Origin of the sequence: Streptomyces sp. NPDC001750 (genome assembly GCF_042892615.1) — a bacterium.
Lineage (GTDB): Bacteria > Actinomycetota > Actinomycetes > Streptomycetales > Streptomycetaceae > Streptomyces.
Window position 1 is genome coordinate 64,812 of record NZ_JBIAUE010000012.1, and the last position, 19,756, is coordinate 84,567.

Genomic DNA, 19,756 nt, shown 5'->3' on the forward strand with positions numbered 1-19,756 from the left:
ACCACCCCCGGTGCGCCTCCTGGCACGGTTCGGGAACGGGAACGGAGAACGGCGATGCCCCGGACCGCCGTGGCGGCGGGCCGGGGCACCGTCGTTCTTCCGTGCGGCCCGCGTTACGCCGTGGCCGCCGCCGCGTCCGCCGCGCGGGCCTTCAGGGCGCGTTCCACGCCGGAGCGCGACTCGGAGACCAGACGGCGCAGGGCCGCGTTCGGCTGCGCCGAGGACAGCCAGGCGTCCGTGGCGTCCAGGGTCTCCTGCGCGACCTGGATCGCCGGGTAGAGGCCGACGGCGATCTGCTGGGCCATCTCGTGGCTGCGGGACTCCCAGGCGCCCTTGACCGCCGCGAAGAACTTCTCCGTGTACGGGGCCAGCAGTTCGCGCTGGTCGGACTGGACGAAGCCGGCGATGACCGCCTCCTGGACGGCGTTCGGCAGCTTGTCCGACTCGACGACCGAGGCCCACGCCTCCGCCTTCGCCGCCTCCGTGGGGCGGGCCGCACGGGCGGTCGCCGCGTGGCGCTCGCCCGCCGCCGTCCGGTCGCGCTCGTACTCGCCCGCGATCTCGTCCTCCTCGAAGACGCCGGTCGCGGCGAGCCGCTCGACGAACGCCCAGCGCAGCTCCGTGTCGACGGCCAGACCCTCGATGGTCTCCTTGCCGTCGAGCAGCGAGGACAGCAGGTCCAGCTGCTGCGGGGTGCGGGCGGTCGCCGCGAAGGCACGGGCCCAGGCCAGCTGGTGGTCGCTGCCCGGCTCCGCCGCGCGCAGGTGGGCGAGGGTCGCCTCGGTCCACCGGGCCAGACCGGCCTCGCGCCACTCCGGCGCCGCGTACAGGTCCAGGGCCAGCTTCACCTGGCGGTGCAGCGACTGGACGACACCGATGTCCGACTCCTTGCCGATGCCGGAGAGCACCAGGGAGAGGTAGTCGCGGGTGGCCAGCTCGCCGTCGCGGGTCATGTCCCACGCGGAGGCCCAGCACAGGGCGCGGGGAAGGGACTCGGCGAAGTCGCCGAGGTGCTCGGTGACGACGCGCAGCGACTCCTCGTCGAGCCGGACCTTCGCGTACGAGAGGTCGTCGTCGTTGAGCAGGATCACGGCGGGGCGGGCGGTGCCGGCCGGGAACGGCACGGTGGTGCGCTCGCCGTCGACGTCCAGTTCGATCCGGTTCGTACGGACCAGCTTGCCGGAGTCGTCGAGATCGTAGGCGCCGATCGCGATCCGGTGCGGGCGCAGTGTCGGCTCGCCCTTCGCGCCCGCGGGCAGCGCCGGGGCCTCCTGGACGACCGTGAACGAGGTGACGTGGCCGTTCTCGTCCGTGGTGATCTCCGGGCGCAGGATGTTGATGCCCGCCGTCTCCAGCCACGCCTTCGACCAGGTCTTCAGGTCGCGGCCGGAGGTCTCCTCCAGCGCGCCCAGCAGGTCGGACAGCCGGGTGTTGCCGTAGGCGTGCGCCTTGAAGTAGGCCTGGACGCCCCTGAAGAACTCGTCCATGCCGACGTACGCCACCAGCTGCTTCAGGACCGAGGCGCCCTTGGCGTACGTGATTCCGTCGAAGTTGACCAGCACGTCGTCCAGGTCACGGATGTCCGCCATGATCGGGTGCGTGGAGGGCAGCTGGTCCTGGCGGTACGCCCACGTCTTCATGGAGTTGGCGAACGTCGTCCAGGAGTGCGGCCACTTCGAGCCCTCCGCGTACGCCTGGCAGGCGATCGACGTGTACGTGGCGAACGACTCGTTCAGCCACAGGTCGTTCCACCACTCCATGGTGACGAGGTCGCCGAACCACATGTGGGCCAGCTCGTGCAGGATGGTCTCGGCGCGCGTCTCGTAGGCCGCGTCCGTCACCTTCGAGCGGAACACGTACTGGTCGCGGATGGTCACCGCGCCCGCGTTCTCCATCGCGCCCGCGTTGAACTCGGGAACGAACAGCTGGTCGTACTTGGCGAACGGGTAGTCGTAGTCGAACTTCTCCTGGAACCAGTCGAAGCCCTGCCGCGTCACGTCGAAGATCGCGTCCGCGTCGAGGTACTCGGCCAGCGACGGGCGGCAGTAGATGCCGAGCGGAACGGTCCGGCCGTCCTTCTCGTAGCTGCTGTGCACCGCGTGGTACGGGCCGGCGATCAGGGCCGTGATGTACGTCGAGATGCGGGGCGTCGGCTCGAAGGACCAGACGTCGTCGCGCGGCTCGGGCGTCGGGGAGTTCGAGACGACCGTCCAGCCCTCCGGGGCCTTCACGGTGAACCGGAACGTCGCCTTCAGGTCGGGCTGCTCGAAGCTCGCGAAGACGCGCCGGGCGTCCGGAACCTCGAACTGGGTGTAGAGATATGCCTGCTGGTCGACCGGGTCGACGAAGCGGTGCAGGCCCTCGCCGCTGTTGGTGTACGCGCAGTCGGCGACGACCCTCAGCTCGTTGGAGCCGGCGACCAGGCCCGGGAGCGCGATGCGCGAGTCGTGGAACACGGCCGCGGCGTCCAGCGTCCTGCCGTTCAGCTCGACCTCGTGCACGGTCGGCGCGACCAGGTCGATGAAGGTCTCCGCACCGGCCTCGGCGGAGTCGAAGCGCACCGTGGTCACGGACCGGAAGGTGCCGCCCTCCTGCGCTCCGGAGAGGTCGAGATCGATCTCGTACGCGTCCACGGTCAGCAGGCGCGCCCGCTCCTGTGCCTCTTCGCGGGTCAGATTCGTGCCAGGCACGCGGTCATCTCCTTGGGTGTGACGTTTTCGGTCATCCTTCCACGTCGCACGCGCGGGCGGAGTGCGGAGGAACGCGAGTGGAGCGCGGACGGGCGCGAGCGGACGCGGGAGGGCGCGCGGACGCACGAAGGGGCGGCCACCGCATCCCGGTGGCCGCCCCTCGCCCGTGCGTCGTCCGTGCGCGGACGCGTCAGCCGTTCGTCAGCTCCGCCGCCACCAGCTCCGCGATCTGCACCGCGTTCAGCGCCGCGCCCTTGCGCAGGTTGTCGTTGGAGACGAAGAGCGCGAGGCCGTTCTCCACGGTCTCGTCGACCCGGATCCGGCCCACGTACGAGGCGTCCTTGCCCGCCGCCTGGAGCGGGGTGGGGATCTCGGAGAGCTCGACGCCCGGGGCGTCCTTCAGCAGCTCGTAGGCGCGCTCGACGCCGATCGGGCGGGCGAAGCGCGCGTTGATCTGGAGCGAGTGGCCGGAGAAGACCGGGACCCGGACGCAGGTGCCGGACACCTTCAGCCCCGGGATCTCCAGGATCTTGCGGGACTCGTTGCGGAGCTTCTGCTCCTCGTCGGTCTCGAAGGAGCCGTCGTCGACGATCGAACCGGCCAGCGGCAGCACGTTGAACGCGATCGGGCGCTTGTAGACGGCGGGCTCGGGGAAGTCGACGGCCCCGCCGTCGTGGGTGAGCCTGTCGGCGTCGGCGACGACCTTGGACGCCTGGCCGTGCAGCTCGGCGACGCCGGCCAGCCCGGAACCGGACACCGCCTGGTAGGTGGCGACGGTCAGCGCCTCCAGGCCGGCCTCCTCGTGCAGCGGGCGCAGCACCGGCATGGCGGCCATCGTGGTGCAGTTCGGGTTGGCGATGATGCCCTTGGGGCGGTCGGCGACCGCGTGCGGGTTGACCTCCGAGACCACCAGCGGGACCTCGGGGTCCTTGCGCCAGGCGGAGGAGTTGTCGATGACGACGGCGCCCTGCGAGGCGACCTTCTCGGCCAGCGCCTTCGAGGTCGCGCCACCGGCCGAGAACAGCACGATGTCCAGTCCGGTGTAGTCGGCCGTCGAGGCGTCCTCGATGGTGGTCTCGCGGCCCTCCCACGTGATGGTGGAGCCCGCGGAACGCGCGGAGGCGAACAGCCGCAGCTCGTCGACCGGGAACTTCCGCTCGGCCAGGATCCCGCGCATGACTGTGCCGACCTGACCGGTGGCGCCGACGATTCCGACCTTCACGGGAACTCCTTCGAACGTACGAACTGGCACGGTTGCCGCTCCATGATGCGTATGTCCACGGCTTCCTTGTCCAATCCATTGTCCGGGGTGTGGACAGCGCCCGCCCGCGGGCCGGGGCGGCCGGGGCGCGTGTGGTGGGCGTGGCGGTTCCCGCGCGCATGGCAGTGGGGCGGGCGCTCCGCCGAGCGCCCGCCCCACTGTCGTACGGATCACATGCCGGACAGGGTGTCCGTCACCGCATGACCCTCACTCGATCAGCGCGTGACCGCTGGGTCACTGCGTGACCTTCTCGATCACGACGCTGCCGGTGCCCGCGGCGGTGCCGCGGCTGTTCACCAGGTGCACCTCGCCGAAGAACTGCCGGCCGGCGGGGGCCGCCCCGGCGACCGAAACCTCGGCGGCGATCTCGGTGGAGGCGCCGCCCGCCAGGTTCACGGCCTTCGACTCGTCGACCTTGATCGTGCCGAGCGACGGCGCGTAGTACACGTCGCGGTAGTCGTACGTGCTGGTCCCGGCGGGCACGTCGTAGCCGTGCACGAGGACGGTGTACGTACCGGCGGCGGGCTTCTCCATGCTGACCGCCTCCTCGGAGCCGGCCGTCGTGGACGCGGCGACCTGGGTGTTGCCCTTGAAGACGTACAGGTCCAGGTCCGCGTTGGCGTCCGAGGTGCCGCCGATGGCGACGTCCAGCTTCTCGACGCCCTCACCGATGGTGACCGTGTACAGCTGCTCGTCACCCGTCTTGATCGTCGGCTTGGCGACCTTGGCCGAGCCCAGCGAACCGCCCTTCAGCGAGCCCACCAGGTCACCGGCGTCGTTGGTGGCCTTCCAGGTCACCGGGGCCGGGGTGCCGATCTTCGCCTCGGGAAGGGTCTGCACCGCCGGGTCGAAGGTGGCACCAAGCAGCGAGACGTCCAGCTTGTACGGGTTGTCCAGCAGCGGCGAGGTGCGGCGCGCCTCGACCTCGATCTCCCAGACGCCCGGCTGCGGGTCCTTGTAGGAGCGCACGTCGGGGCGGCAGGTGTTGGCCGGGTTCTCGTAGTTCGGGTAGCAGAAGATGGTGGAGCTGTCCTCCATCTGCACCCCGTACGGGTGGATCGAGATGAAGCGGGTCTGGCTGCCGGAGCGCAGACCGCTCATCGCGACCTCAAGGGTCTTGGCGCCTTCCGGGACGGTCAGGAAGTACGAGGTGCTGCTGTTGCGCTGCACCGATCCGGACGCCTTGAACGCGTAGGAGGGCTTCGCCAGCTCCGTGGAGACGACGACCGTGGTGAGGATCTGCTGGTCGACGCCGACGGTCTTCTTGTCGTCGACGCGCAGGATCGCGCTGTGCACGCCCTTGCTGCCCGGCTTCGCCTGGACCTTCACCGTGACCGGCCGGTCCAGCGGCAGGGAGACGGCGGACGGGCCGAGCAGCTTGAAGGTGCCGTCGTTGTTCTTCCACGACAGCTGGTGCTTGACGGCCTTGTCCGGACCCGTGGTGCGGGTGATCGTGACGTCGTACGTCTTCTTCTGGCCGACCTTCAGGCCGCCCTCGCGGTCGTAGAGGCCGGTGCCGAAGCCCGGGGTCTTGAGCGCGAAGTCGATCGCGGTGTCGACCGGGGCCTTGACCTTGTACTCGTGCGCCGGGGTGCCCTGCTTCTCGATCAGCTTCCAGGCGCCGACGATGTCGATCAGACCGGAGCCCTGGGCGTGCGCGGGCACGTCCTTGATGTGGGTGGCGGAGCTGGTCAGCGCGGTGCGCAGATCGGCCGGCGGAAGCTCGATGTGCTTCTGCTTCGCGGCGGACAGCAGCAGCGCGGTCGCGCCGGCGGCCTGCGGCGAGGCCATCGAGGTGCCCTGGAGCATGGAGTAGCCGGCCGGCAGGTTGTAGCCCGCCTCCTTGACCGGACCGCCGGGCAGCCAGGTCTGGGTGGTGTTGATCGCGGCACCCGGGGCCGTCAGGGTCGGCGTGAAGCCGCCGTCCTCACGCGGACCGCGCGAGGAGAACGGCATCATGTCGTACTTCTTGGTGACGTTCGAGCCGTAGTTGGCGGCCCAGGTCTCCTTGGAGATGGACGCGCCGACGGAGATGACGTGGTCGGCGAGGCCGGGGTCGCCGATGGTGTTCACGCCCGGGCCGTCGTTGCCGGCCGAGATGACCAGCTGGACGCCGTAGATGTCGACGAGCCGCTTGTAGAGCTCCGCGCGGGCGTTGTTGCCGTCGTTCAGCGGCGGCAGGCCGCCGATCGACATGTTGACGACGTCGACACCGCGGTTCACGACGAGGTCGATCATGCCCTCGGTGAGCGCGATGTTGGTGCAGCCGCCGGACCAGGTGCAGGCGCGCGAGGAGACGATCTTCGCGCCGGGCGCGGCACCGTTCATCTTGCCGCCGAACAGGCCGTTCGCGGCGGTGATGCCCGCGACGTGGGTGCCGTGCTCGCTCTCGATGACGCCGATGTTGACGAAGTCGGCCGTGGCGCCCGCCGCGTTGTAGACGACGTTCTTGCGCGTCTCCACGGTGAACGGGATGCGCTCGGCGACGTCGGTGCGCGGGTCGTCCTTGCCGAAGTAGGAGACCTGGTGCTTCTCCTTGTACGGCTTCAGGGTGGCGTCGTCGGTGAAGTCGGCGTTGTCGTTCAGGTCGACGCGCACGTCACCGGTGACCGGGTCGTACAGCACGGCCCACACGTCGGTGGTGTCGCCGTCGCGGTTCAGGTCGCCCGCCATGTCGCCGCCCTTGGTGGCGGCCTCGGCGAACAGGCTGATCCGGTAGTCGCCCTTGGGCGCCTTGTACGTGCGGCCCTGGTGCGTGAAGGTCGGGCCGGACACCGAGTCGGTCATCCGCAGCCAGGTGCCGTCGCCGTCGCTGACCGGGTCCGTGGCGGTCACCCAGTCGACGATCTTGCGCTCGCCCGTGGTGGTCTTCTGCAGCGCCGGGTGGCCGAGGTCGACACCCGAGTCGAGGATGCCGATGGTGATCCCGCGGCCGTCGGCCCGGGGGTGCTGCTCGACGAAGTCCACCGCGCCCGTCTCGAAGGACGGGTTGTACGGGTTCTTCGCCGGGGTCTTCTTGTCGGGAGCCGGGTAGCTGCCGGTGGCCTTCGTCTTCGGCGCCCCGGCGGCGCGGTCGCCCGCGGGCGTCGGGTCGTCCAGCTTGATCTCCTGCTTGAGATCGATGCCGTGGACGGAGGACAGCTTGGAGGCGGCCTTGATGGTCGCCTCGGCGCTCGCGGTCGGCACGGTGGCCCGTACGTAGCCGAGCTTGTCGTACGCGCGCCCGAGCACGGAGCCCTTGACGGCGTCCAGCTGCTCGGCGACCTGGGCGGTCGCACCGGGAGCGGTGGCGACCATCATCGTGATGTTCTTCTCGCCCTTGGCCTTGGCCTTGGCCAGGACCTCGGCGTCGTTCGCGCCGAGCTTGTCCTTGGAGGCGTCCTCGGCGGCGGACTTGACAGGACCGGGCGCGGGGTTGTCGACGGCGAAGACGGGGGCCGCGCCGGTGGCGGCGAGCGCGGCCACCAGGCCGGCGGCAGCCGCGACTCGGGCCGCGCGTCTCGCCCCGGGTATCAGACTGGAGGACTCGGTGGTCATCAGCATCCCTGAAAGTGAAAGAGAAGGTCCGGAATTCGGTACCGGATGACCGCTCACCCTTTCGTAAATGACAGGGGTTTGTGGAGAGTTGTGGGGGGCGAGATGTGGACATGGCGGCATCCCGCCACCGGGGCTGATGTGCCATCAGGGATGAAACGGTGGATAGCGGTGCCTGTGGCGGGAGTTCGACATGGTGCGGGCGGAATCCGGCACGCGTACGGAACGGGGTGCGTGCGAGCTCTGCCTGCGCGGTGCGCGGCACGCGAAGCGCGCACGGTCAGCGGGGCAGGACGATCACACGGGCCGCCGGTGCGTGGTTCGCCGCCGCGGACAGGGCCGTACGCGCCACGACCGCCTGCTGCTCGGCCGCGGCGAGCCGGACCCGGCACCAACCCGCTGTTACACACCCGTCGGCGAACCGGGACAACGCGGTCCTGAAGCGTGTGTGTCCCACGGCCGAAAAGCACGCCCCGGGCGGCCGGACGGCAGAGGGCCGCCCCGGCGGAGGTCTCCGCCGGAACGGCCCCCGGACGGCCCGGGAACCTCCGGGCGCCCCCGGACGGTCCGTCAGGCCGCCGCCGGTCCCGTCAGATGCCGGTCGGCGCGGTCGTGCCCGCGTCGCACGCCTGGGCCCGCAGCGACCGCGCCAGGTCGTCCCGAGCCTCCAGCACCAGTCGCCGCAGCGCCGGTGCCGCGTCCGCGTGGGCGGCCAGCCAGGCGTCGGTCGCCTCCAGCGTCGCGGGGTTGTCCTGGAGTGCCGGGAACAGGCCCCGCACCACGTTCATCCCGGTCTGGATCGACCGCTCGGCCCACACCCGCTCGATCGCGGCGAAGTACTTCTCCGTGTACGGCGCCAGCAGTTCGCGCTGCGAGGACTGCGCGAAGCCCGCGATCACGGCCTCCGTCAGCGCGTTGGACAGCGCGTCGGACTCCACGACGTCCGCCCACGCACGCGCCTTCACCTCGGCCGAGGGGCGCGAGGCCAGGCACCGCACCTGGTGCCGCTCCCCGGACGCCGTGTCGTCACGGGTCAGTTCGGCGTCGAGGACCGACGCGTCGACCACCCCGTGCGCGGCCAGCGGCGACAGGAACGCCCAGCGCAGCTCCTGGTCGACGTCCAGACCGTCGATGGCGGCCGAGCCGTCGAGCAGCCCCGACAGCAGCCGGAAGTCCGCCTCCGAGTCGGCGATCGACGCGAAGAACCGCGCCCAGGCCAGCTGGTGTTCGCTGCCCGGACCGGCGACCCGCAGTTCGCGCAGCGCGCCCTCGGACAGCGCCCGGCCGCCCTCCTCGCGCCACTCGGGCGCGGCGTAGTGGGTCAGGGCCGTCCGGGTCCAGGCGTGCAGCATCTGCAGGACGCCGATGTCGGACTCCCGGCCGGCGAAGGCCAGCACGAGGGAGACGAAGTCGCGGGCCGGCATCAGGCCGTCGCGCGTCATGTTCCACAGCGCCGACCAGCACAGCGCCCGCGCGAGCGGGTCGGTCAGGTCACCGAGGTGCTCCCGCAGCGTGGCCAGCGACATCTCGTCGAAGCGGACCTTGCAGTACGTCAGGTCGTCGTCGTTGACCAGGATCAGCTCCGGGCGCTGTGCACCGGCCAGCTCCTCGACCACCGTGCGCGGCCCCGCCACGTCCACCTCGGCGCGCGCGTACTGCACCAGGTTCCCGTCGGCCGCCCGCCGGTACAGCCCGACGGCGACCCGGTGCGGGCGCAGCTCCGGATGGGACTCGGCCGCCTCCTGGAGGACGGCCAGCTCCGTGAGCCGGCCCGCCGCGTCGTAGGTCGCCACCGGCGTCAGCGAGTTGACGCCCGCGGTCTGGAGCCAGGACCGGGACCAGGCGGTCATGTCGCGCCCGGAGGTTTCGGCCAGCACCGACAGCAGGTCGTCCAGCCGGGTGTTGCCGTAGGCGTGCTTCTTGAAGTAGCGCCGGGCGCCCTCCAGGAACGCGTCCCGGCCCACGTACGCCACCAGCTGCTTGAGCACCGAGGCGCCCTTGGCGTACGTGATGCCGTCGAAGTTCAGCTTGGCGTCCTCCAGGTCACGGATGTCGGCCGTGATCGGGTGTGTGGACGGCAGCTGGTCGGCTCGGTACGCCCACGCCTTGCGGTTGTTGGCGAAGGTGATCCAGCCGTCCTCGAACCGGGTCGCCTCCACCATCGCGAAGACGCCCATGAAGTCCGCGAAGGACTCCTTCAGCCACAGGTCGTCCCACCACTGCATGGTGACCAGGTCGCCGAACCACATGTGCGCCATCTCGTGCAGGATGACGTTGGCCCGGCCCTCGAACGACGCCTGCGTCACCTTGCCGCGGAAGATGTACTCCTCGCGGAACGTCACGCAGCCCGGGTTCTCCATCGCGCCCAGGTTGTACTCGGGCACGAACGCCTGGTCGTACTTGCCGAAGGGGTACGGGTAGTCGAAGTGGTCGTGGAAGAAGTCCAGGCCCTGCTTGGTGATCAGGAAGACGTCGTCCGCGTCGAAGTGCTTGGCGAGCCCCTTGCGGCACATGGCGCCGAGCGGGATCTCCAGCGTGGTGCCGTCGTCGAACGCGCGGGTGTAGGAGTCGGTGACGTAGTGGTACGGACCGGCGACGACCGCCGTGATGTACGTCGAGATCGGCTTCGTCTCGGCGAACCGCCACACCCCGTCGTCCCGCGACTCGACGGCCCCGTTGCTCCAGACCGTCCAGCCCTCGGGCGCCGCCACCTCGAAGCGGAAGGGGGCCTTCAGGTCGGGCTGCTCGAAGTTCGCGAAGACCCGGCGCGAGTCGGCCGGCTCGTACTGCGTGTAGAGGTAGACCTCGCCGTCCTCCGGGTCGACGAACCGGTGCATGCCCTCGCCGGTCCGGCTGTACGCGCACTGCGCGTCGACCACCAGGAGGTTCTCGCCCTCGGGGAGGTCGTCCAGCGCCACCCGCGTGCCGTCGAAGACGGCGGGGTCGAGCGGGCGCCCGTTCAGCGTCACCGCGTTCACGCTCGGCGCCACCAGGTCCGCGAAGGTCGACGCCCCCGCCCGCGCGGTGCGGAACCGGATCGTCGTCACCGAGCGGAAGGTCAGCGGGCCGGGGGAGGCGCCGTCGCCGGCCCCCTCGGACCCGCCCTCCCCGTCGGGCCCGCCGACGGCGGAACGCAGATCGAGAACGACCTCGTAACCGTCGACGCTCAGCAGCTCGGCCCGCTCGCGGGCCTCGTCGCGGGACAGGTTCTCACCGGGCACGGGCACACTCCTTTGTGTCACGTTCCTTTGTGTACGTTCGATTACTTTGATCCTCCCATGCCGTCGTCCGGCCGGGCGGCCACGTCGTCGACCGGCCCGCGCGCGGGAATGAGCGGTGCGCACGACGGCGTTGTGCGGAGATGTGCGCACGCCCGCATGTGCGTATGCGGGCACGGGCGCACGCCCGCATCACGTGCGATGAGGTCCCGATGAGGAGAGAGATGTCCGAGAACAGCACGGCGACCGGCCGGACCCCAGTCGACTTCTGGTTCGACCCGCTCTGCCCCTGGGCGTGGATGACCTCCCGCTGGATGCTGGAGGTGGAGAAGGTCCGCGACGTCGAGGTCCGCTGGCATGTGATGAGCCTGGCCGTCCTCAACGAGGACAAGCTCGACGAGCTGCCCGAGGAGTACCGGGACATGCTGGAGAACCAGGCGTGGGGCCCGGTCCGCGTGGTCGTCGCCGCCCAGCAGAAGCATGGCGACGACATCGTCGGCCCGCTCTACACGGCGCTCGGCACCCGCTTCCACAACCGGGGCGAGGGTGCCACCCGCGAGGCGATCGTGGGCGCGCTGGAGGACGTCGGCCTGCCCGCCGAGCTGGCCGACCACGCGGACTCCGACGCCTACGACACCGAGCTGCGGGCCTCCCACAAGGAGGGCATCGACAAGGTCGGCCAGGACGTCGGCACCCCGGTCATCGCCGTCCCGGGCTCGGACGGCGAGCAGATCGCCTTCTTCGGCCCGGTCGTCACCCCCGCCCCGAAGGGCGAGGAGGCGGCGAAGCTGTGGGACGGCACGCTGCTCGTGGCGTCGATCCCCGGCTTCTACGAGATCAAGCGGACGCGCACGCAGGGGCCGATCTTCGACTGAGCCCGGCGGCAGTCCGGCGCCGGCGACGACGAGGTGACGACGGGGGTGTGCGGGACCGGGCCATGAGCCGGCCCCGCACACCCCGCGCCCCCGGGCACGGCGGGCGGCCCGTCAGGCGTACGGCTCGGCGCGGCAGGAGGCGGCCGTCGGGCGCCGGAAGTCCGTGGCGTCCACGGGCGACAGCATGGATCATGGTCCGGCAGTCCCGGCCCGGCGAGCCCCCGACGGCGGCGAAGGAGCCGAGCGGAGGGGCGGAACACCGGAGCGGGACGGGACGAGGGACCGGACGACACGGGGACGACGGAGGGGCGGACATGGACCTGCGACCGGCACGGGCGCACGAGGCCGGATTGCTGACCGAACTGGCACTGGAGTCGAAGGGGTACTGGGACTACGACGAGGCGTTCCTCGCCGCCTGCCGCGACGAGCTCACCCTGATCCCCGCCGACATCGAGCGCCGCCGCACGACGGTCGCCGAGGAGGACGGGCGCGTCCTCGGCTTCACCACCCTGGACGGCATCCCGCCCGAGGGCGCCCTCGGCATGATGTTCATCGCCCCCGACGCGATCGGCCGGGGCATCGGGCGGCGCCTGTTCGAGCACACCGCGGCGGAGGCCCGACGCCTCGGCTTCGCCCGGCTCACCATCGACGCCGACCCGAACGCGGAGCCGTTCTACCGGGCGATGGGTGCGGTCCGGATCGGGGAGACCCCGTCGGGCTCGATCCCCGGACGTGTGCTGCCGCTGATGGAGTACGTGCTCACTCCGCGCTGACACCCCGCCGTGTACCGGGCCCCGAGTCCGCCGTACCGGGGCCCACGGGGCCGGGGTCGGCAGGGCCGGGGCCCACGCGCCCCGCGTCCGCAGGACCGGGATCGGCGGGACCGGGAGCCGCGGGCCCGGTGTCCGTCGGCCCGGTGCCCGCCGGTTCCGTGTCCCGTTGCCCGGCCGCCGCCAGGGCCAGGGTGACCGTGAGGGAGGCCCCCGCCATCACGGCCATCGCCGTTCCCGGCGAGGTCAGTTGGGCGACGGAGCCCGCGAGCGCCGCCGCGACCCCCTGCATGGTGAGCATGCCGGAGGCGTGCAGCCCGAGCGCCTGGCCGGTGATCCCGTCCGGGGTCAGGGCCATCAGCCGTTCCTGGAACAGCAGGCTCGCCCCGAACCCGACCGAGGCGAGCGCGGCCAGGGCGAGCGCGAGGGGCAGCCCCGGACGTGCGGCGAACACCAGGTAGGGCGCGGCCAGGAGCAGCAGCAGCGGTGTGGCCGCCCGTCCCCGCCGCAATGGAGCGGCGAACCGGCCCACCACCGTGTCCCCGACGAGCATCCCCAGCGCGGCGAAGGAGAAGAGGAGCCCCGCGTGCCCGGGGGCGTACGGGACGAACAGCGACTCGCAGCCGACGACCAGCCCGTTCGGCACCCAGAGCGCGAGATACGTCCGCCGGCGCGGTCCCGAGGACCACAGCATCCGGTTGACCCGCCACGTCTCACCGACCGACGGCCGCCCGGAGGCCCGGGGCGGACGGCGCGCCAGCCCGAACCGGGCCACGGCCGCCCCCGCCGCGTACAGGCAGGCGGCCACCAGCAGAGTCCCGCGCGCGGACAGCGTCACCACCAGCAGTCCGCCGACCGCGTACCCGCCGACCTGCGCCAGACCGGTGCACATGTTCAGCACCGAACGCCCCAGCAGATAGCCGTCCTTGGGCAGGATCTCGTGGAGCAGCCCGTACCGCACCCCGCCGCCCACCGCGGCGACCACCCCCTCGACCAGGATGATCGCGAAGACGCCCGGCAGCGGGAGCCCGGGTGAGGCGAGCACGGCGGTCGCCGCCGCGAAGGCGAGCGCCATGCCGCTCATCGCGGCCCGGGGCGGCAGCCGGTCCGCCGCCGACATCAGCGCGGTCGCCCCGATCACCTGTGCGAGCGAGGGGCCGAACATGGACAGGGCGGCCAGCAGCGGCGAATCGGTGGCGGAGTAGACGAGGGTGCCCAGGGCCGGCCCGCTCACCGTCGACGCGGCGACCTGCAGGGCGCTGATCGCGAAGAACGGCCGGAACCGCGGCACCCGGAAGAGTTCCCGGTAGGTGCGCATGCGGGGAGTCTGGGCGGGCGCCGGCGCGGGCCGTTACTGTTTCGCGCGGAGGCGAAACGTCATGGGCCTGTGGGAGATCAACACGGACACGCTCGCCGGGAGCAGATTCGTCGTCTCACCGCTCGCCGAGACCGTCGCCGCCCTGAAGTCCTTGGAGCGGGGGAGCGCCGGTCACCCCGGCGAACGGTCCTGGCTCGACGTCCATCTGCCCGCCTACCGGGCCCGGCAGGCCGCCGACCCGGTGGCGGCGCTCCTCGTACCGGTGGCGCTCTGCGGCAGTTGGAACGCGGACTTCATCACCCCCACCCCGACGGGCGAGGGCACGCCAACCTTCGAGGAGGAGCTGGCCCCGGTCCGGGCCACCACGCCCGAGCGCGCCCGGTCCGACCTCGTGATGTCCCTCGGCGACCGGCCGTTCCCGCGGCTCCTGGACCGCGACGACCTGCCCCGGTCCGCCGCCGACGTCCTGCACTGGGTCTGGCGGCACACCGTCCTGCCCGACTGGCCGCGCCGTCGCCGGATCATCGAGGCGGACGTGGTCGCACGGACCGGGCAGCTGAGCCGGGACGGCTGGGCCGCCGCCCTCAGTGGTCTGCGCCCGGGGATGCGGTGGCTCGGCGGCAGCCGGCTCCGGATCAACGCGCACGACTACCCGCCGAAGCAACTGTCCGGGGCGCGGCTGCTCCTCGTACCGGTCACGCAGAAGGCGGGCTGGGTGTCCTGGGCCGACGACGCCCTGCGATACGCGATCGTCTACCCGTGCTCGGGCGCCCTGGCCGACGCGGACCGGGCACGGGTGCCGGACGCCCTGGGCCGGCTGCTCGGCCCCGCGCGGGCGGCGGTCCTGGTCCTCCTCGCGCAGCCCAAGAGCACCACCCAGCTCGTGGCGCTGACCGGACAGGGCCTGGGCTCGGTGGGCCGCCATCTCAAGGTGCTGCTGGACTCCGGCCTGATCGACCGCCGCCGAGCGGGCCGGTCGGTGCTGTACTTCCGTACGGAAGTGGGGAACACACTGGTGGACGCGGGGCGGGCATAGGCTGCGAACAGCACGACGGAGCCGGGAGGCGACCGACGCCGAACGTCGTTCGCCCGACCCGCCGTTGAGCGAACGCATACGACAAGGGGTCGAGCAAGAGGGAGAGAACATGACGGACCGACGTGGTGAGCGCGGCAGCGGCGGAGGGGGCGGAAAGGGACGGCGGACGGCGGACCCGGCGGACCTGGGCCGGGTCCTCGCGAGCTACCGGGAGCGCCCGACGATGGGCAAGCTCGCCATGACCGTCGTCCCGGCGGTCGCGTTCTTCCTGTTCCTGGGCGAATCCTTCGCCACGCACGGCATCGGGCACCTGATATTCGACGCCGTCTGCGTCCTGTTGTCCGTCTGGGGAGCGGTCAGGCTGATCCGTTCCTTCGCCTCCTGGCTGGACCTGTACGAGGACGGGATCGTCTATCGGGGGCGGCACAAGGTGCGGTGGGCGTACAAGTGGGAGGAGTTCCACGACGTCACCTTGACCCACGAGACGACGTACGTCGGCGGGTCGTCGCGACCGCTGTCGAACAAGATCGTCGCCCGTATGGAGACGGCGCCCGGGCCGGGAGGCGAACAACTGTCCGGCAACTATTTCCTCCCCGACCTCGGCGGCGGCATGCTGCACACGTACCTGCGGTCCACGGGCAACCTCACGTCGATGTTCGGCGGAATCGTCGACCTCGTCGTCGAGGCGCGGGTACGGCTCATCCTGCACGAACTGGCCGAGGGCGGCGACGTCCGCTATCCGCCCTTCGAGATCGGCGCCACGTACCTCTACGTCGACGGCGCCGCCGACGAGATCCCCTGGGGCGAGGTCACGCGGATGACCGTGGACCCTCAGCAGATCACCCTCACCGTCCCCCACCTCCAGCGCCGCATGGAGGGCGTCAAGCTCAAGGCGGACGGCACCCGGGGGAACTACCGGGTCGGCAGGGACAACACCCTGTACATCGGTACCAAGGGGCTGAGTCAGTGCCAGCAGGCGATTATCTGGTCGGTCATGGCCCACATCGCGGAATCCCTGGAAGCGGACCGGGACAAGGGCGCCAACGCGGAATCGCGGTGACCGCCGGTCGCGCGATCCGCACCGGAATCCGGGCCCGCGTCGTCACGGCGACTTGCCGTGCTCGATGGCGAGATGGGCCCACACGGTCTTGCCGGGATCGCGCGGCCGTACGTTCCAGTTCGCGGCGAGGGCGTCGACGATGACCAGGCCGCGCCCGGAGAGGTCGTCGAGCGAGAGGGAGCGGAGTTCGCATGCCCCACTGGTAGGAGTCGGACACCTCCAGGACGAGGGTGCCGTCTCTGCGGTGTAGTCCGAGCTCGAAGTAATCGCCGGTGCCCTGGGCGTGGTTGACGTCATTGGTGCTCAACTCGCTGACGATCAGGGCTGTTTCATCGATCACGTACATCCGTACGTGGCAGCCGATGTTGGTGCCGGGCCTGCTTCAGACCGCGGGCTACACACTTGCCTTGACCGACGCCAGTCCGGACGTTGTCGATGACGCGGCGGCCGACCTGGTGGTCAAGCAGCCGACGGCGGTCGGGCCGTCCGGGACAGCAAGAACCCTGACTGCGGGCTCCAGTTCTACGCCCCGGAGGGGTGGGCGGCGTTCATCGGTGGGGTGAAGGCCGGGGCCTTCAGGGACTGAGCCGCTCCGTGGGGGCCGGCGCCCGAGGGGTGCCGGTTGGCTCTGCGGTCAGCCGGGCCCCAGGGCCTTCACCAGGCGCATCTGCACGCCTCCGCGCCGGAGGTGCTGAACTGCGGCGGTCTTCGGGCGTCCCCTGCTGCTTCCCGCAGGCGCTGTGGCTCCTGCGGGCGTCTCGGTGGCCGAGGGGGCCGCGTGCCGCTCCGGCGTCGGGCACGCCGCCATCGTTCAACTGCTGCGCGCGCGGCGCGTTCCATGGGCTCAGGGCGAGGTCTTCGAAGCGGGCCGTCTCGTGGTGCGCTGCCGCGCCGCGCGGACCGGGCTTCCCGGCAGGCGGCCGACGCCCGGCTCGCCGCCCAAATACGGGCCGTGCACTGCGAGTCGGACGGCGCTTACGGCGTCCCCGGAATCACCGCCGAGCTCCGCGATGACGGCGAGCAGGTCAACCACAAGCGGATCGCGCGCGTGATGCGAAGCATCGGCCTGGCGGGCGTGCGCCTGCACCGCAGGCACCGCACCACGATCACGGACCGGCCGCGGCGAAGGCCCCGGACCTGATCGGCCGCGACTTCACCGCGATGAACCGAACACGAAGTACGTCTGCGACATCACCTATCTCGGTTCCGCGAGCGCGAGGCCCGCCTCGACGCATTCCGTTGGCTGCACCGCTACAACATCCCGCGCCGTCACTCCCGCCTCGGGGCACCGCCGCCCGATCACCTACGAGAGGCGTCCGAAAAAGCATCAACTACGCTGACGCCAGCCGCATAACACGGTTCAGGATTCGAGACCAAGGCCCAGTAGCGGGGAAGAAACACAAGAGGCGGAGGAACGAAGTGAGAACGAGGAAGAGAACCATGGCCGGGCTGGCGACAGCGGTCAGCCTCGGACTCGGCCTTGCGGCCTGCACGAAGGAGGCGACGGAGCCCCGGCCGGCCGACAAGAAGCCCACTGCCGAGAGCAGCAAAGCCGCGCCGTCGAAGCAGGCATGGGAAGCGCCGCAGTCATGCACCGACCTGAGTCTCCAGCCCGGCGCCGTACTCGACGGCGCACCGCTCGGAAAGTGCGTCTCCGAAGCGTTGTCAAGTCACGGCTCGGGAAAGATGCACATCACCGCCGACACCTACGGCGATGTCGAATTCACCTATGACCCCGAATACAACTTCCAAGGCGAGCTGACCGGTCCCGACGGTCCGATCAAGATGGCCTTCGTCGACGGAACGATGTGGATCGACCAGGGGGACGGCCCTGTCAAGGGCGACAAGGAATCAGACGACCCCAAAGAGCGGCTCGTCGCGACGACCGGCGAACTCTACCGACTCTTCTCCGACGTCAAGTACGTCGCCGAAATGGTGCAGTCACAGCCGGTGTGGAAGGTGGACGACGCGAAGGACAAGATCGAGCTGCCCAACGGCGAATCCGTGGAGTCGTACCGGATCGACAGCGACGGCGCCTTCACATGGAACGGGATCCCGGTGAAGGATTTCGTCCTCTGGTTCGCAGAGGACTGGACCCCCGTTGGTGACCAAGCCACCACAGAGATCGCCGGCTCACAGGAAACCCGCACTCAACACTTCTACGACCTGGGCGAACCCGTCGACATCACCCCACTCGGATAACACCCGGCCAGAACCATCCGGGCGAACGAAGCGCCAACCGCCCGGCTTCTTGCCGTCGGCCCCGGGGGCCAGGCGTCCCGTTGCGGGGCCACGAAAGAGGTATCGGGGCGGCATGTGGTCGGCTCCCGCGCCCCCGGGCGCCGAGCGGATCGTGGCCCGTGTGGTCAAGAGCGTTCATTCGGCCAGCATTCTCGCGGAACCGGACATACCGCGTGAGGCGCGCCAACAGGGCCGATTCCGCCTGGTAGTCATGGCCTGTCGTACTGACCCCCGCCGGTGCGCATGGCCTCGTAGGCGGGGCACGCACCGGCATGCCGGAACGAGGTATGCCCTGTGAGGTTGTTCCGCCGCGCCATCGGACGGTCTGCCGCCGCCCTCGCCACAGCGCTCGCCGCCGCGCTCGCCCTGACCCCGATCGGCGGCGCCGCCGTCGCGGCACCGGCCACGCCCGCATCCGCCGTGGCCCCGGCCACCGCCGCGTCCGTGGGGCCCGTCAGGCTCTACGTAGCGGGCTTCGGCAGCGGCCCGCTGAACGTCGCCGTGCAGTCCGCCCGCGAGACCGGACTCGATGCCGCGGTTGCCCGAGGCTTCGCGCGCTCCGACTGCCAGGTGAGCGCCGGCCCCGCCGTCGTCAACTCGCTCCCGAACGGGTGGGTGCAGGTACACATCGAGTACCTGTGCACTGGTGAGCCCAACGTGGGCTCCCCGACCTTCGTGCTCTACCGCTACCACAAGAGCTCCGACACCCAGAGCACCTCGTGGGACGCCCCCGTGGGCTACGACCTCCAGGGCCCGCTGGGCACTCTGTTCACCGCCCCCAACCCGGGCACCGTGCCCCTCTACCTCTGCCAGGTGCGCGGCGACCACTTCGCCACCACCGACGTCGGCTGCGAGGGCCAGACGTACGTGACGCGCCTCGGCTGGCTGTACGCCTCCCCGCCCGCCGGGACGTCGACCCTGCCGCTGCTGCGCTGCCTGCGCAAGGAGAACCGGCAGATCTTCGAGTCCCACCAGCCCGACTGCGAGGGACAGATCATGGGCGGGATGCTCGGCTACCTCCTGCCCTGACCGCCCCTTCGCTCGCCTGGCCCCGACCCGGTCCGTTCCCGGCCCAGGTCGGGGCGCCCGTATGGGGCCTCGGTGCCTGGCTGAGAACCGGCCATGGGGAGGTGCGTGGGTGGGCGGCGCCTTGGGCCGGTCGGTGGGTCAACTCTCCGAAAGCCATCCGTACAGGTCCTGTGCGAAACGCGTTCGATAGACGCCGTGGACGAGAGCGTCCGGAGACTGGTATCCCCGGTGCTCCGGGGCCGAGACTTCTTGGTCCCACTGAGTCACTTCTCCGCTGAGCGGCGACGCGCGTCCCAGATATGCCTGCGCGGCCTCCGCAAGTTCCCATTCACCTGTGACCACCGAGTCCCAGAACCCGCGGCCCTGGCCGACCACCCACATGCACAGATCTTCGGTGCTGTCCTCGGACCAGACTCCTCCGTCGACAGTCACGCCTTCCGAGAAGTCAATCAGCGACTCCGCCGCATCCAGGTATGCCGACGCGAACCCCTCAAGGATCTCTCTCGGCTGTGACTCCAGCCATGCCTCCAGCGCAGACAGACGTGGTCTCGTCGCATCCAAGACCTCCCAGAACCAGTCAGGAACTTGACCCAATTCGCTCACCGCCCTCGCCGAGCCTGGCAACTTCCGTCCGATGGATGAGAGAGAGCGACACCCGAACCACTGCCTCGCCGCCGCCGCATCTCAGCTTCGGGCCGCACACCCCCTGCAGCCACTGGTTCTC

The 19,756-nt window shown here is 70.7% G+C and carries 14 protein-coding genes and 2 pseudogenes; 8 read left to right on the plus strand and 8 right to left on the minus strand.

Features of this window, described 5'->3' with window-relative positions; translation table 11 throughout:
- Positions 1–113: 113 nt before the first annotated feature.
- The 5 genes from pepN (ACFYY6_RS19770) to pepN (ACFYY6_RS19790) form a co-directional block, all read right to left on the minus strand.
- Positions 114–2,690, minus strand: a complete 2,577-nt coding sequence (gene pepN, locus ACFYY6_RS19770) for an aminopeptidase N (protein WP_351518136.1) — start codon at positions 2,688–2,690, stop codon at positions 114–116.
- A gap of 190 nt (positions 2,691–2,880) precedes the next feature.
- Positions 2,881–3,912, minus strand: a complete 1,032-nt coding sequence (locus ACFYY6_RS19775; protein ID WP_351518137.1) for an aspartate-semialdehyde dehydrogenase — start codon at positions 3,910–3,912, stop codon at positions 2,881–2,883.
- 273 nt (positions 3,913–4,185) lie between these two features.
- Entirely contained in the window at positions 4,186–7,494 is a 3,309-nt protein-coding gene (locus tag ACFYY6_RS19780) for a S8 family serine peptidase (RefSeq protein WP_351518139.1), read from the minus strand.
- A gap of 271 nt (positions 7,495–7,765) precedes the next feature.
- Entirely contained in the window at positions 7,766–7,942 is a 177-nt protein-coding gene (locus ACFYY6_RS19785) for a hypothetical protein (RefSeq protein WP_389194389.1), read from the minus strand.
- A gap of 133 nt (positions 7,943–8,075) precedes the next feature.
- Entirely contained in the window at positions 8,076–10,706 is a 2,631-nt protein-coding gene (pepN, locus tag ACFYY6_RS19790) for an aminopeptidase N (RefSeq protein WP_389194392.1), read from the minus strand.
- A 221-nt stretch (positions 10,707–10,927) separates the two neighbouring features.
- On the opposite strand from pepN (ACFYY6_RS19790), the gene ACFYY6_RS19795 reads away from it, so the two are divergent.
- Together ACFYY6_RS19795 and ACFYY6_RS19800 are read left to right on the plus strand one after the other, a co-directional pair.
- Positions 10,928–11,578 (plus strand): DsbA family protein, encoded by a 651-nt coding sequence (locus tag ACFYY6_RS19795; protein ID WP_351626477.1) that lies wholly within the window; start codon positions 10,928–10,930, stop codon positions 11,576–11,578.
- Between the two features lie 314 nt (positions 11,579–11,892).
- On the plus strand, positions 11,893–12,351 hold the full coding sequence (locus ACFYY6_RS19800) for a GNAT family N-acetyltransferase (protein ID WP_351518142.1): 459 nt from the start codon (positions 11,893–11,895) through the stop codon (positions 12,349–12,351).
- Here ACFYY6_RS19800 and ACFYY6_RS19805 read toward each other — a convergent pair.
- Positions 12,338–13,666, minus strand: coding sequence for an MFS transporter (locus ACFYY6_RS19805; RefSeq protein WP_388649903.1), 1,329 nt, complete (start codon positions 13,664–13,666; stop codon positions 12,338–12,340). The two genes, ACFYY6_RS19800 and ACFYY6_RS19805, sit on opposite strands and share 14 nt — an antisense overlap.
- Before the next feature lie 61 nt (positions 13,667–13,727).
- On the opposite strand from ACFYY6_RS19805, the gene ACFYY6_RS19810 reads away from it, so the two are divergent.
- Both ACFYY6_RS19810 and ACFYY6_RS19815 read left to right on the plus strand, forming a co-directional pair.
- On the plus strand, positions 13,728–14,702 hold the full coding sequence (locus ACFYY6_RS19810) for an ArsR/SmtB family transcription factor (RefSeq protein ID WP_389194395.1): 975 nt from the start codon (positions 13,728–13,730) through the stop codon (positions 14,700–14,702).
- A 109-nt stretch (positions 14,703–14,811) separates the two neighbouring features.
- Positions 14,812–15,762 carry a hypothetical protein gene (locus ACFYY6_RS19815; RefSeq protein WP_389194398.1) on the plus strand — a complete coding sequence of 317 codons (951 nt, stop codon included), beginning with the start codon at positions 14,812–14,814 and terminating at the stop codon, positions 15,760–15,762.
- A gap of 42 nt (positions 15,763–15,804) precedes the next feature.
- On the opposite strand, the gene ACFYY6_RS19820 is transcribed toward ACFYY6_RS19815, so the two are convergent.
- Entirely contained in the window at positions 15,805–16,059 is a 255-nt protein-coding gene (locus ACFYY6_RS19820) for a hypothetical protein (protein ID WP_389194401.1), read from the minus strand.
- A 187-nt stretch (positions 16,060–16,246) separates the two neighbouring features.
- On the opposite strand from ACFYY6_RS19820, the pseudogene ACFYY6_RS19825 reads away from it, so the two are divergent.
- From ACFYY6_RS19825 to ACFYY6_RS19840, 4 genes and pseudogenes are all read left to right on the plus strand, one after another.
- Positions 16,247–16,348: pseudogene (locus ACFYY6_RS19825) on the plus strand (DUF397 domain-containing protein); the annotation flags it as partial.
- A 294-nt stretch (positions 16,349–16,642) separates the two neighbouring features.
- Positions 16,643–16,964, plus strand: a pseudogene (locus ACFYY6_RS19830) (IS3 family transposase); the annotation flags it as partial.
- Between the two features lie 238 nt (positions 16,965–17,202).
- The gene (locus ACFYY6_RS19835; protein ID WP_351518150.1) at positions 17,203–17,964 is read left to right on the plus strand and encodes a hypothetical protein; all 762 of its coding nucleotides are present in this window, start codon (positions 17,203–17,205) and stop codon (positions 17,962–17,964) included.
- Between the two features lie 333 nt (positions 17,965–18,297).
- Positions 18,298–19,032, plus strand: a complete 735-nt coding sequence (locus tag ACFYY6_RS19840) for a hypothetical protein (protein WP_351518151.1) — start codon at positions 18,298–18,300, stop codon at positions 19,030–19,032.
- A gap of 138 nt (positions 19,033–19,170) precedes the next feature.
- On the opposite strand, the gene ACFYY6_RS19845 is transcribed toward ACFYY6_RS19840, so the two are convergent.
- On the minus strand, positions 19,171–19,635 hold the full coding sequence (locus ACFYY6_RS19845; protein WP_351518152.1) for a hypothetical protein: 465 nt from the start codon (positions 19,633–19,635) through the stop codon (positions 19,171–19,173).
- Positions 19,636–19,756 lie beyond the last annotated feature (121 nt).